Genomic DNA, 11,982 nt, shown 5'->3' with positions numbered 1-11,982 from the left:
TGGACATTGTTGTAATCCGTTCGCGCGAGCTTTGCTTGCGCGTTCTGGTTTTCAGCGTTCGGCAGCGAAAGCCGCATCCAGATCAGGATTGTTCTGCCCATGTCGACCTCAGCCCGCCTCATTCTTCTTGTTTGCGCCGCGCTCCTCAGCGCCTGCGCAAGCCGTCCACCGCCGCCTGCGCCTGTCGCGGTCAAGCCCAGGCCGGTGTTCAACTATTCGACCCAAAATTTCTCGCCAGCTGCCGAAGACGTGCTCTTCCGTGCGCTGGGCCTGGTCGGCACGCCTTACCGTTGGGGCGGCAACACCCCGGACTCCGGGTTCGATTGCAGCGGCCTGATCGGCTTTGTGTACCGTGACGCCGCCGGCATCAGCCTGCCGCGCACCACCCGCGAACTGATCGTGATGCGCGCTCAGGATGTGAGCGAGAACAACCTGCAAACCGGCGACTTGATCTTCTTCGCCACCGGTGGCGGCTCGCGGGTAAGCCACGCAGGTATCTACGTGGGTGAGGGGCGATTCGTACATGCCCCGCAAACGGGCGGTACGGTGAAGTTGGACACCTTGTCCAAGGCCTATTGGCAGAATGCCTACCTGAGCGCCAAGCGCGTGTTGCCGGCAAGCCTGGCGCGTAATCCTTAAGCCACTCGGGCCCAAGTGTCTGAGCCGGCTTGTGTGGGAGCTGGCTTGCCTGCGATTCAGGCGGCTCGGTCTGTCAGTTAAACCGAGGCGATTCCATCGCAGGCAAGCCAGCTCCCACATGGGCCCCATACAAGGCAGTTACTTAACCGCCGACACCCGCCACACCTTATTCCCCACATCATCGGCCACCAGCAAATCCCCTTGCTGATCAATCACCACGCCCACCGGCCGGCCCATGGCTTTTTCGTCTTTATTGAGAAACCCGGTCAGCACGTCCACCGGCTGCCCCTTGGGTTGCCCGCCCTCGAACGGCACGAAGATCACCTTGTAGCCACTGTGCGGTTTGCGGTTCCACGAACCATGCTGGCCAATAAAAGCGCCGTTGCTGAACTGTGCCGGGAGTTTACTGCCCTCGGCAAACGTCAACCCAAGGGACGCGGTATGCGGCCCCACGGCATAGTCCGGGGCGATGGCCTTGGCGACCAGGTCGGGGTTTTGCGGTGAGACCCGCACGTCCACATGTTGGCCGTAGTAACTGAAGGGCCAGCCATAAAACGCGCCATCCTTGACCGAGGTGATGTAGTCCGGCACCAGGTCGCTGCCGATTTCATCGCGCTCGTTGACCGCCGTCCACAGCTTGCCGCTCTGCGGTTCCCAGGCCATGCCATTGGGGTTGCGCAAACCGGAGGCAAAGATACGGTGCTGGCCCGTGGCGCGGTCGACCTCCCAGATCGCCGCTCGGCCTTCCTCCGCCGCCAGGCCGTTCTCACCGACATTGCTGTTGGAGCCGACACTCACATACAACTTGCTGCCGTCCTTGCTGGCCACCACATTTTTGGTCCAGTGGTGGTTGATACTGCCGCCCGGCAGGTCGACCACCTTGGTACCGGCCTCCTTGATCGCGGTTTCACCCGGCTGGTAAGGGAAGCGCAGCAGCTTGTCCGAATCGGCGACGTACAGGTCGTTACCCACCAGGGTCATGCCAAACGGTGAATTGAGGTTCTCCAGAAACACCGTGCGCGTCTCGGCCACGCCATCATGGTCGGCATCGCGCAGCAGTGTGATGCGGTTCGGGCTCGGCACGCCCGCGCCCGCGCGGCCCATGACCTTCTCCATCACCCAGCCACGAATGCCCGTGGCGTCATCCGGTTTGGGTGGCGAATTGGTTTCGGCTACCAGCACATCCCCGTTAGGCAAAACGTAGAGCCAGCGCGGGTGATCCAGGCCTTCGGCAAATGCCGCTACTTGAGTCCCGGCAGCGGCTGTCGGCTTGGCACCCTCCGGCCAGCCGATCGCCGGGGCGATGTTTACGGTGGGGATCAGGGTTTTGTTCGGCTCCGGCAGCTTGGGCGATGGCCCGGTGCCGTCCGAGACCTGCAGGGTAGAGCTTTCACCGCAGGCGGCGAGGGTGCCTGCCAGCATGATCAGTAAGGCGAGTCTGGTTTTGTGCATGGTTTTCTCCTTAATACCTGTAAAGGTAGAGAAGCGCGGCAGTCGGATGGTTCAAGTGCAAGGCCAGCTTTAATTGACGCTCCACCCCCAACCCACTAACCTTCGCGGCTTGTTCCAGGTGCTCTGTGGCCCATGTGCCGACAGAGTGAAACAGGGAAGCCGGTGAGTGAGCGCGTTTGTACACAGCGCAGCCGCAATTCCGGTGCTGCCCCCGCAACGGTAAATGAGTCAAAACGGTGCCTTTTGCCACTGTATCCGCGTGATATGGGAAGGCGCGCCGTTGGCCTGCTCGCGCTATCAGCAGAGCGCCACTCATGAGCCCGGAGACCGGCCTGGATCATCCAACAGCATCACGGTGGGCGATGCTTGGCTGTCTGTTTTTCTTTTTCCTGCCCGCCGTTTTTGTCCAGCCCCAACGGAGAGCTGCCATGACTGATTCCCCCGACCGCGACGAACGCCACCTGGCGCGCATGCTGCGCAAAAAAGCCGTGATCGACGAGCGTATCGCCAATTCCCCAAACGAATGCGGCTTGCTGCTGGTGCTGACCGGTAACGGCAAAGGCAAAAGCAGCTCGGCATTCGGCATGCTCGCCCGCGCCATGGGCCACGGCATGCAGTGCGGCGTGGTGCAGTTCATCAAGGGGCGTAACAGCACCGGCGAAGAGTTGTTCTTCCGGCGTTTCCCCGAGCAAGTGCGTTTCCATGTAATGGGCGAAGGCTTCACCTGGGAAACCCAGGACCGCCAGCGCGACATCGCCGCCGCCGAAGCCGCCTGGGCAGTTTCCCGCGAATTGCTGCAAGACCCGTCCATCGGCCTGGTGGTGCTGGACGAGTTGAACATCGCCCTCAAGCACGGCTACCTCGATCTGGACCAGGTGCTCAGCGACCTGCAGGCCCGCCCACCCATGCAGCACGTTGTGGTGACTGGCCGTGGCGCCAAGCCTGAACTGATCGAAATGGGCGACACCGTCACCGAAATGGGCATGCTCAAGCACGCGTTCCAAGCCGGTATCAAGGCACAGAAGGGCGTCGAACTTTGAATCAGCCCCGTCATTGCCCAGCCGTATTGATCGCCGCACCGGCGTCCGGCCAGGGCAAAACCACCGTCACCGCCGCGCTCGCCCGCTTGCACCGCAACCTGGGGCGCAAGGTGCGCGTGTTCAAATGCGGGCCGGATTTTCTCGACCCGATGATCCACGAGCGCGCCAGCGGTGCGCCGGTGTATCAGTTGGACATGTGGATGGTGGGCGAGCAAGAAAGTCGCCGCTTGCTGTGGGAAGCAGCCGGCGAGGCTGACCTTATTCTCATCGAAGGCGTAATGGGGCTGTTTGACGGCACACCGTCGAGCGCCGACCTGGCGCGGCACTTTGGTGTGCCGGTGCTCGGGGTCATTGATGGCACCGCCATGGCCCAGACCTTTGGTGCCTTGGCCTTGGGCCTGGCGCGCTACCAGCCGGACTTGCCGTTCGCCGGTGTGCTGGCCAACCGTGTCGGCACCCTGCGTCATGCGCAGCTGCTCGAGGGCAGCCTCACCGAAGGCCTGCGCTGGTATGGCGCGTTGTCCCGTGAAACGGGGATTGAATTACCGAGTCGTCACCTGGGCCTGGTGCAAGCCAGTGAACTCAATGACCTCGATGCGCGCCTGGACGCCGCAGCCCAGGCGCTGGGCAGCAGCTGCGAAGTGGCGTTGCCGCCGCCGGTGACGTTCGCCGCGCCGCAACTGATTGAGGCTGAGCCGCTGTTGGCCGGTGTGCGTATTGCCGTAGCCCGTGATGAAGCCTTCGCTTTTACCTACGGCGCCAGCCTGGATCTGTTGCGGGCAATGGGCGCTGAGTTGAAGTTTTTCTCGCCGATCCATGATCACCAATTGCCCGACGCCGACAGCCTGTACTTGCCCGGCGGCTATCCCGAATTGCATCACCAGGCACTGTCTGAAAACACCCGGATGCTTGCGGCTATTCGCACCCATCATGCGGCTGGCAAACCACTGTTGGCTGAATGTGGCGGCATGCTCTACCTGCTGGATTCGCTCACCGATGTGGACGGCGCCCGTGCCGAACTGGTCGGCCTGCTGCAAGGCGATGCGGTGATGCAAAAGAAACTTGCCGCCCTGGCCCTGCAAAGTGTCGAGTTGCCCGAAGGCGTGCTGCGCGGCCATACCTATCACCATTCCCTGACCAGCACCGAATGGCAGCCGATTGCCCGCGGCCTGAGCCCCAATGGCGGGCGCGGGGCGGAGGCGGTGTATCGGCAGGGGCGGATGACGGCTTCATATGTGCACTTTTATTTTCCGTCGAATCCAACGGCGGTGGCCGCACTCTTCGCGCCGAGCATTGAGACCGCTATCGCAGCGATGCGGCGACCCGACAAGCCAGCTCCCACAGGGGAATGCATTGCAAATGTGGGAGCGGGCTTGCCCGCGATAGGGCCATGACGGACAACGCCTATCCCCAAGCCGACCGCGACGCCGTCTACCGCGCCATCGCTGAACGCCGCGACATGCGCCACTTCACCGGCGGCACGGTCGCGCCCGAATTGCTGCACCGCCTGCTCCAGGCCGCACACCAGGCGCCCAGCGTGGGCTTGATGCAACCCTGGCGGTTTATCCGCATCAGCGACCGTCAACTGCGTGGGAATATTCAGCAATTGGTGGAGGAAGAACGCGTGCGCACCGCCGAAGCCCTGGGCGAGCGCTCCGACGAATTCATGAAGCTCAAGGTCGAAGGCATCCACGACTGCGCCGAAGTATTGGTGGCCGCATTGATGGACGACCGCGAGCGCCATATTTTTGGCCGGCGCACCTTGCCGGAGATGGACATGGCGTCGCTGTCCTGCGCGATCCAGAATCTCTGGCTGGCCGCCCGTGTCGAGGGCATTGGTATGGGCTGGGTCTCGCTGTTTGAGCCACAAGCCCTGGCCGACCTGCTGGGCCTGCCGCCCGGCGCCAAACCCCTGGCCGTGTTGTGCCTGGGCCCGGTGGCCGAGTTCTACCCGGCACCGATGTTGCAACTCGAAGGCTGGACCGAACCACGGCCGCTGAGTGACATGTTGTATGAGAATGTGTGGGGAGTGAGTCAATGAGTGTGGCCTTGCTGTGTGTCGCTGCGGTGGCGCTGGATGCGCTGCTGGGTGAACCCAGGCGCTGGCATCCGCTGGTGGCGTTCGGCAATTTCGCCGGGCGCATCGAGCAACGTTTCAACACCGGTGGCCGTGGCTGGCGCAGCCACGGCGTGACCGCATGGTTTATCGCCGTGGTGCCGCTGACACTGCTGGCGACCGCGTTATCGTGGGCGCCCTATATCGGCTGGGTCCTGGAAATCCTGGCGCTGTACCTGGCGCTCGGCATGCGCAGCCTGGGTGAACATGTGATCCCGGTTGCGCAGGCGTTGCGCAGCGGTGACCTGGATGAAGCGCGCAAACGTGTGAGTTATCTGGTCAGTCGCCAGACCAGCGAGCTGGACAGCACCGAAGTCGCCCGCGCCGCCACCGAGTCAGTGCTGGAGAACGGCAGCGACGCGGTATTCGCCGCGTTGTTCTGGTTTGTGGTCGCCGGTGTGCCGGGCGTGGTGCTGTACCGCCTGAGCAATACCCTCGACGCCATGTGGGGCTATCGCAACGAACGCTTCGAGCGCTTCGGCTGGGCAGCCGCCAAGATCGACGATGTACTCAACTATATTCCTGCACGGCTGGTGGCGCTGACCTACGCCGTTTTAGGCAAAACTCGCTTGGCGCTCAGATGCTGGCGCACCCAAGGCCCCACCTGGGACAGTCCCAACGCGGGTCCGGTGATGGCGGCCGGGGCGGGCGCCCTGGGCGTCGAGCTGGGTGGCGCGGCGATCTATCACGGCGAGCTGCATCAGCGTCCGCAGTTGGGCGAAGGCCCGGCCGCCGATGCCGACGCCATCGACCGTGGCTGGCAACTGGTGCAGCGTGGCGTTTGGTTATGGCTGTTGATCCTCTGCGCGGGGGCGCAATTGTATGCTTGAGCACGGTGGGCGCCTGCGTAAGGCGGTGATTGAATACGGGATTGCCGAGGCCGATTGGCTTGACCTGTCCAGCGGCCTCGCGCCCTGGCCCTGGTCGATCCCGGACATCCCGCTGCGCGCCTGGGCGCGTTTGCCGGAAGCCGACGACGGCCTGGAAAAGGCCGCCTGCGACTATTACGGTGCCGCCCACCTGCTGCCGGTGCCGGGCTCCCAGGCCGCGATCCAGCTGCTGCCGCGTCTGCGCCGCTCCGGCAAGGTTGGCGTGTTGTCGCCCTGTTACGCCGAGCACGCCGAAGCCTGGCGCCGCGCCGGGTATGTGGTGCGCGAAGTGCAGGAGCAGGAAGTCGACTTCTTTCTCGACAGCCTTGACGTGCTGGTGGTGGTTAACCCCAACAACCCCACCGGCCTTAGCCTGAGCCCGCAACGCCTGCTGGACTGGCACGCGCGGCTGGCCCAACGCGGCGGTTGGCTGGTGGTGGACGAGGCATTCATGGACGTCACACCAGAGCTCAGCCTGGCCAGCCACACCCATCATGTCGGCCTGATTGTATTGCGCTCGTTCGGCAAATTTTTCGGCCTGGCCGGTGTGCGCCTGGGCTTCGTGCTGGCTGAGCGCCGGTTGCTGCGGCTGTTGGCCGAGCAGGTTGGGCCGTGGGCCGTCAGCGGGCCGACCCGCGTGCTCGGGCAAGTGTGCCTGCGTGATACCGCCGGGCAGGTTCGTCAGCGTGAGCGCTGTGTCGAAGCGGGCCGGCGCTTGTTTGACCTGCTCGAACGCCACGGCTTTCAACCCCACGGTGGCTGCGCCCTGTTCCAGTGGCTGATCACCCCGCACGCCGAACGCATGCATGAATTCATGGCCCAGCGCGGCATTCTGCTGCGCCTGTTTGTCCACGACAGCAGCCTGCGCTTTGGCTTGCCCGATACCGAGGCAGATTGGCTGCGACTCGACGAAGCCCTGGCTGTCTACAAGGAAGCACCATGAGTACGCTGATGGTGCAAGGCACCACCTCCGACGCGGGCAAAAGTACCCTGGTGACCGCGCTGTGTCGCTGGCTGGTGCGCCAAGGCATCGCGGTGGCGCCGTTCAAGCCGCAGAACATGGCGCTCAACAGTGCCGTGACCGCTGAAGGTGGCGAGATCGGCCGCGCCCAGGCGGTGCAAGCCCAGGCCGCCAACCTGGCGCCACACACTGACATGAACCCGGTGCTGCTCAAACCCAACAGCGACACCGGCTCCCAAGTCATCATCCATGGCCGCGCCGTGACCAGCATGAACGCCGTGGCCTATCACGACTATAAAGCCATCGCGATGCAGGCGGTGCTAGCCTCTCACACACGGCTGAGCGCGGCTTACCCGGTGGTGATGGTGGAAGGCGCGGGGTCGCCCGCCGAGATCAATCTGCGCGCCAATGACATTGCCAATATGGGTTTTGCCGAGGCTGTGGATTGCCCGGTGCTACTGATTGCCGACATCAATCGCGGCGGCGTGTTCGCCCATCTGGTCGGCACTCTGGAATTGCTTTCGCCAACCGAACAGGCGCGGGTCAAGGGCTTCATTATCAACCGTTTTCGCGGCGACATCGCCTTGCTGCAGCCTGGCCTCGACTGGTTGGAAGCGCGCACCGGCAAGCCAGTGGTGGGCGTACTGCCCTACGTGATGGACCTGCACCTGGAAGCCGAAGACGGCATCGACCAGCGCCAGATCGACAAGGCCGCCCAAGTGCTCAAGGTGGTGGTGCCGGTATTGCCGCGCATCAGCAACCACACCGATTTCGACCCGCTGCGCCTGCACCCGCAGGTGGATTTGCAGTTTGTCGGGCCGGGCCAGCCGATTCCGCCTGCCGACCTGATTATCCTGCCGGGCTCCAAAAGCGTGCGCAGTGACTTGGCCTATTTGCGCGCCAACGGCTGGGACACTGCCGTGGTGCGGCACTTGCGTTATGGCGGCAAGGTGCTGGGGATTTGCGGCGGCTTGCAGATGCTCGGCGAGCAGCTGCATGACCCGCTCGGGCTGGAAGGGCCGGCTGGCTCCAGTGAAGGCTTGGGGCTGTTGGCGTTCAGTACGACGCTGGAGGAAGAGAAGCAGCTGCGCAATGTGCGTGGGCGCTTGTTGCTGGAAGATGCCGAGGTCAGTGGTTATGAGATCCACGCCGGCGTGACTTGCGGTGAAGCGCTGGCGAACGCCGCCGTGCGGTTGGATGACGGCCGCAGTGACGGCGCCCAGAGTGCCGACGGGCAGATTCTCGGCACCTACCTGCATGGCCTGTTCGAAAGCCCCGCGGCGTGCAGCGCCTTGTTGCGCTGGGCTGGGTTGCAGGACGTGCAGGAGGTGGATTACCACGCCTTGCGCGAGCGCGATATCGAGCGTTTGGCGGACCTGGTGGAGAACCACCTGGATACCACGTTGTTGCGCAAGCTATGCGGGCTCTGACGGTGTACACCCAGTCCAAATGTGGGAGCTGGCTTGCCTGCGATGGCCATGGCTCAGCCACTGCATGCCTATCTGACTCACCCCACTTGCCGCGGCACACTTCAACCTCTCCACCCGCCGAACAAGGTGCCACCCCATGCATCAATTAATCCTCGGCGGTGCCCGCTCCGGCAAAAGCCGCCTGGCCGAAAAACTTGCCAGCGACAGCACCTTGCCCGTCATCTACATCGCCACCAGCCAGCCGCTGGATGGCGAGATGAGCGCGCGCGTCGCGCATCACCGTGCGCGGCGTCCCGATCATTGGGGCCTGATTGAAGAACCCATCGAGCTGGCCCGCGTACTGCGCGAAAACGCCGCTGCCGATCGCTGCCTGCTGGTGGACTGCCTGACCCTGTGGCTTACCAACCTGCTGATGCTCGAAGACCCGGCGCGCCTGGCGCTGGAGCGCGATCAATTGCTGCAAACCCTGGCTGCACTGCCGGGTGAAATCATTTTTGTCAGCAACGAGACCGGAATGGGTGTCGTGCCGCTGGGCGAATTGACTCGCCGCTATGTGGATGAAGCCGGTTGGCTGCATCAAGCCTTGGCCGAGCGGTGTCAGCGTGTTGTCCTGACGGTTGCCGGCCTGCCCCTGACTTTGAAAGGTACTGCGTTATGACTGACACCTGGTGGCTCAACCCTTGTAAGGCTGTCGACGCCTCAGCGTACGAACAAGCGCTGGCGCGCCAACAACAGCTGACTAAACCGGCCGGTTCGCTCGGCCAGCTCGAAGCTGTAGCGGTGCAACTGGCCGGCCTGCAAGGCCAGGTCAAACCGTTGGTGGACCAGGTGTGGATCGCCATTTTTGCCGGTGACCATGGCGTCGTCGCAGAAGGCGTGTCGGCGTTTCCCCAGGAAGTGACCGGGCAAATGTTGCACAACTTCGTCACTGGCGGCGCAGCCATCAGTGTGTTGGCACGTCAGCTGGATGCGCAGCTGGAAGTGGTCGACCTCGGTACGGTGACGCCCTCGCTGAACCTGCCCGGAGTGCGTCACCTGAACATCGGCGCGGGCACGGCGAATTTCGTCAACGGCCCAGCCATGACTGAAGCTCAGGGCTGCCTGGCGCTGCAAGCCGGTCGCGATAGCGCTCGGCGCGCTTTGGCCGGTGGCGCCCAGCTGTTTATCGGCGGTGAAATGGGCATCGGTAATACCACCGCCGCCAGCGCCTTGGCCTGTGCGCTGCTCGATTGCAAGGTCAGCGACCTTACAGGCCCGGGCACCGGTTTGAACGCCCAGGGCGTCAGCCACAAAGTGGCAGTTATCGAGCGCGCACTGGCGCTGCATGCCGGACAGCGCGATGACGCATTGCACACCCTGTTCAACCTCGGCGGGTTTGAAATTGCCGCGCTGGTCGGTGCCTACCTGGCCTGCGCACAAGAAGGCATCGTCGTGCTGGTGGACGGGTTTATCTGCACCGTCGCCGCACTGGTCGCCACGCGCCTGAACCCGGCGTGTCGAGAATGGCTGGTATTCGGCCATGGTGGCGCCGAGCCGGGCCATCGTCACGTACTGCAAAGCCTCAACGCCGAACCCTTGCTGCAACTCGGCCTGCGCCTGGGCGAGGGCAGTGGTGCGGCGCTGGCGGTGCCGTTGCTGCGCCTTGCGTGTGCGCTGCACGGGCAAATGGCGACATTCGCCGAAGCGGCCGTGGCAGACCGCCCGGCATGACCTTGCACCTGGACCTGCTGCGCCACGGCGAAACCGAGCTGGGCGGCGGCCTGCGCGGCAGCCTCGACGACGCGCTCACCGACAAGGGCTGGGCGCAGATGCGCGCCGCCGTAGCAGAGCAGGGCCCTTGGGACCGCCTGGTCAGCTCGCCGCTGCAACGTTGCGCGATGTTCGCCCAAGAGTTGGGCGCACGCCTCGATGTGCCGGTGAGCCTGGAAAAAGACCTGCAGGAATTGCACTTCGGCGCCTGGGAAGGGCATAGCGCAGCGGCGCTGATGGAAACCGACGCCGAAGGGCTCGGCCTGTTCTGGGCCGACCCCTACAGCTTCACACCGCCTGAGGGCGAGCCGGTCAGCGACTTTTCACACCGTGTCCTCAGCGCCGTCTCGCGCTTGCACCAGGCTTACGCCGGTGAGCGCGTGTTGCTGATCAGCCACGGTGGTGTGATGCGTCTGCTATTGGCGCGAGCGCGAGGTTTGCCGCGCGAGCAGTTGTTGAATGTCGAGGTCGGCCATGGTGGGCTGTTCAGCCTGCATGTGGCTGACGATGGTGTGTTGAAAGAAGGAACCTGACGATGCTGCCATTCTGGATCGCCCTGCAATTTCTCAGCAGCCTGCCGATTCGTTTGCCGGGCATGCCGCAGCCACAAGAGTTGGGGCGTTCGCTGCTGTTTTATCCCGTGGTCGGGCTGTTGTTCGGCGTGCTGTTATGGGCGCTGAACAGCGTATTGATGGGCGCGCCGTTGTTGCTGCATGCCGCCTTATTGCTGACCGCGTGGGTGTTGCTTAGCGGTGGCCTGCACCTGGACGGCCTGGCGGACAGCGCCGATGCCTGGCTCGGTGGTTTTGGCGACCGCGAGCGCACCCTGACCATCATGAAAGACCCGCGCAGCGGGCCGATTGCGGTGGTTACCCTGGGCTTGGTGCTGTTGCTCAAGTTCACCGCGCTGGTGGCGTTGATCGAGCAACGTAATGACGCGGCATTGATCCTGGCGCCGTTGATCGGGCGGGCGTCGATGCTGGCGCTGTTCCTTACCACGCGCTATGTGCGTGCAGGCGGTTTGGGTCAGGCGCTGTCGGACCATTTACCGCGGGTTGTCGGCCAACAGGTGCTGATCCTCAGTGGCCTGGCCTGCATCCTGATCGGCGGTTTCAGCGGCGGCATGGCTGTTCTGCTGACGGCGCTGTGTTTTATCGGCCTGCGCCAATTGATGGTCAACCGGCTGGGTGGCACCACCGGCGACACAGCTGGCGCACTCCTGGAGTTGCTGGAAGTCGCGGTGTTGATCGGTTTGGCTCTGTAACACTTTCTTGCATTTCCTTAATCGCGGGTATATACACGTTCCATGCTTGCCTCCCAATGTTTATGCACCAACCTGCGACGTGCCGCCCGTGGCGTCAGCAGGCATTACGACGGCGCTCTCGACGGCTTCGGGATCAACGTCGCCCAGTATTCTTTGCTGTGCAACTTGCAGCGTCTCGACCAACCGAGCATTTCCAGCCTAGCCGACGCCATGGGCCTGGATCGCAGCACCTTGGGGCGCAACTTGCGGGTGCTGGAAGGCGAAGGCCTGGTGCAGTTGGTCGAGGGTGATGACTTGCGCAACCGCCTGGTGCTGTTGACGCAAGCCGGCGAAGAACGGCTGGCTGCGGCGTTGCCGGCGTGGGAAGCGGCGCAGCAAAAATTGATTGATCAGTTAGGCGCCGAAAAGCGCGAAACCTTGCTGGCCTTGCTGGATGAACTCGCCTGAGCGCGGGTTTGTTCG

General features: G+C 63.6%; 13 protein-coding genes and 1 riboswitch. Of the genes, 12 read left to right on the top strand and 1 reads right to left on the bottom strand.

Annotated elements, in window-relative coordinates; translation table 11 throughout:
* Positions 1 to 99: 99 nt before the first annotated feature.
* A complete protein-coding gene (locus tag HBO41_RS01375) occupies positions 100 to 639 on the top strand; it encodes a C40 family peptidase (protein WP_017134887.1) in 540 nt (179 codons plus the stop codon).
* Positions 640 to 777: 138 nt separating this feature from the next.
* On the opposite strand, the gene HBO41_RS01370 is transcribed toward HBO41_RS01375, so the two are convergent.
* On the bottom strand, positions 778 to 2,091 hold the full coding sequence (locus tag HBO41_RS01370; protein ID WP_169984846.1) for a sorbosone dehydrogenase family protein: 1,314 nt from the start codon (positions 2,089 to 2,091) through the stop codon (positions 778 to 780).
* A gap of 99 nt (positions 2,092 to 2,190) precedes the next feature.
* Positions 2,191 to 2,442, top strand: a riboswitch (cobalamin riboswitch).
* Positions 2,443 to 2,519: 77 nt separating this feature from the next.
* Between HBO41_RS01370 and cobO the strand changes: the two genes are divergently transcribed.
* From cobO to HBO41_RS01315, 11 genes are all read left to right on the top strand, one after another.
* Positions 2,520 to 3,131 carry a cob(I)yrinic acid a,c-diamide adenosyltransferase gene (gene cobO / locus HBO41_RS01365; protein ID WP_010208674.1) on the top strand — a complete coding sequence of 204 codons (612 nt, stop codon included), beginning with the start codon at positions 2,520 to 2,522 and terminating at the stop codon, positions 3,129 to 3,131.
* Positions 3,128 to 4,525 carry a cobyrinate a,c-diamide synthase gene (locus HBO41_RS01360; protein ID WP_099548859.1) on the top strand — a complete coding sequence of 466 codons (1,398 nt, stop codon included), beginning with the start codon at positions 3,128 to 3,130 and terminating at the stop codon, positions 4,523 to 4,525. Before cobO ends, HBO41_RS01360 begins: the two co-directional genes overlap by 4 nt.
* Positions 4,522 to 5,172, top strand: coding sequence for a 5,6-dimethylbenzimidazole synthase (gene bluB / locus HBO41_RS01355; RefSeq protein WP_169984844.1), 651 nt, complete (start codon positions 4,522 to 4,524; stop codon positions 5,170 to 5,172). The genes HBO41_RS01360 and bluB overlap by 4 nt, the downstream gene beginning before the upstream one ends.
* Complete coding sequence (gene cbiB, locus HBO41_RS01350) at positions 5,169 to 6,077, top strand: adenosylcobinamide-phosphate synthase CbiB (protein WP_017134891.1); 909 nt, start codon at positions 5,169 to 5,171, stop codon at positions 6,075 to 6,077. Before bluB ends, cbiB begins: the two co-directional genes overlap by 4 nt.
* Positions 6,070 to 7,059: a threonine-phosphate decarboxylase CobD gene (gene cobD, locus HBO41_RS01345; protein ID WP_017134892.1), complete on the top strand. Its 990-nt coding sequence runs from the start codon at positions 6,070 to 6,072 to the stop codon at positions 7,057 to 7,059. Before cbiB ends, cobD begins: the two co-directional genes overlap by 8 nt.
* Positions 7,056 to 8,507 carry a cobyric acid synthase gene (locus HBO41_RS01340; protein WP_169984842.1) on the top strand — a complete coding sequence of 484 codons (1,452 nt, stop codon included), beginning with the start codon at positions 7,056 to 7,058 and terminating at the stop codon, positions 8,505 to 8,507. The genes cobD and HBO41_RS01340 overlap by 4 nt, the downstream gene beginning before the upstream one ends.
* A gap of 136 nt (positions 8,508 to 8,643) precedes the next feature.
* Positions 8,644 to 9,165: a bifunctional adenosylcobinamide kinase/adenosylcobinamide-phosphate guanylyltransferase gene (gene cobU / locus HBO41_RS01335; RefSeq protein ID WP_099548861.1), complete on the top strand. Its 522-nt coding sequence runs from the start codon at positions 8,644 to 8,646 to the stop codon at positions 9,163 to 9,165.
* The gene (cobT, locus tag HBO41_RS01330; protein WP_017134895.1) at positions 9,162 to 10,217 is read left to right on the top strand and encodes a nicotinate-nucleotide--dimethylbenzimidazole phosphoribosyltransferase; all 1,056 of its coding nucleotides are present in this window, start codon (positions 9,162 to 9,164) and stop codon (positions 10,215 to 10,217) included. The genes cobU and cobT overlap by 4 nt, the downstream gene beginning before the upstream one ends.
* Positions 10,214 to 10,789, top strand: coding sequence for an alpha-ribazole phosphatase family protein (gene cobC / locus HBO41_RS01325; RefSeq protein WP_169984840.1), 576 nt, complete (start codon positions 10,214 to 10,216; stop codon positions 10,787 to 10,789). The genes cobT and cobC overlap by 4 nt, the downstream gene beginning before the upstream one ends.
* 2 nt (positions 10,790 to 10,791) lie before the next feature.
* Positions 10,792 to 11,520 carry an adenosylcobinamide-GDP ribazoletransferase gene (locus HBO41_RS01320; RefSeq protein ID WP_169984838.1) on the top strand — a complete coding sequence of 243 codons (729 nt, stop codon included), beginning with the start codon at positions 10,792 to 10,794 and terminating at the stop codon, positions 11,518 to 11,520.
* Between the two features lie 42 nt (positions 11,521 to 11,562).
* Positions 11,563 to 11,967 carry a MarR family winged helix-turn-helix transcriptional regulator gene (locus HBO41_RS01315; RefSeq protein WP_017134898.1) on the top strand — a complete coding sequence of 135 codons (405 nt, stop codon included), beginning with the start codon at positions 11,563 to 11,565 and terminating at the stop codon, positions 11,965 to 11,967.
* Positions 11,968 to 11,982: the final 15 nt, after the last annotated feature.

This window comes from Pseudomonas sp. WS 5146 (assembly GCF_012985495.1).
Classification (GTDB): Bacteria; Pseudomonadota; Gammaproteobacteria; order Pseudomonadales; family Pseudomonadaceae; genus Aquipseudomonas; species Aquipseudomonas edaphica.
The sequence above is the reverse complement of the archived record's forward strand: the minus strand, read 5'-3'. Positions and strand labels throughout refer to the sequence as shown.

Bases quoted from the DNA above. Each gene is read 5' to 3' on its own strand.
- HBO41_RS01375 (WP_017134887.1), top strand. From the start codon at position 100: ATGTCGACCTCAGCCCGCCTCATTCTTCTTGTTTGCGCCGCGCTCCTC.
- HBO41_RS01370 (WP_169984846.1), bottom strand. From the start codon at position 2,091: ATGCACAAAACCAGACTCGCCTTACTGATCATGCTGGCAGGCACCCTC.
- cobO (WP_010208674.1), top strand. From the start codon at position 2,520: ATGACTGATTCCCCCGACCGCGACGAACGCCACCTGGCGCGCATGCTG.
- bluB (WP_169984844.1), top strand. From the start codon at position 4,522: ATGACGGACAACGCCTATCCCCAAGCCGACCGCGACGCCGTCTACCGC.
- cbiB (WP_017134891.1), top strand. From the start codon at position 5,169: ATGAGTGTGGCCTTGCTGTGTGTCGCTGCGGTGGCGCTGGATGCGCTG.
- cobD (WP_017134892.1), top strand. From the start codon at position 6,070: ATGCTTGAGCACGGTGGGCGCCTGCGTAAGGCGGTGATTGAATACGGG.
- HBO41_RS01340 (WP_169984842.1), top strand. From the start codon at position 7,056: ATGAGTACGCTGATGGTGCAAGGCACCACCTCCGACGCGGGCAAAAGT.
- cobU (WP_099548861.1), top strand. From the start codon at position 8,644: ATGCATCAATTAATCCTCGGCGGTGCCCGCTCCGGCAAAAGCCGCCTG.
- cobT (WP_017134895.1), top strand. From the start codon at position 9,162: ATGACTGACACCTGGTGGCTCAACCCTTGTAAGGCTGTCGACGCCTCA.
- cobC (WP_169984840.1), top strand. From the start codon at position 10,214: ATGACCTTGCACCTGGACCTGCTGCGCCACGGCGAAACCGAGCTGGGC.
- HBO41_RS01320 (WP_169984838.1), top strand. From the start codon at position 10,792: ATGCTGCCATTCTGGATCGCCCTGCAATTTCTCAGCAGCCTGCCGATT.
- HBO41_RS01315 (WP_017134898.1), top strand. From the start codon at position 11,563: ATGCTTGCCTCCCAATGTTTATGCACCAACCTGCGACGTGCCGCCCGT.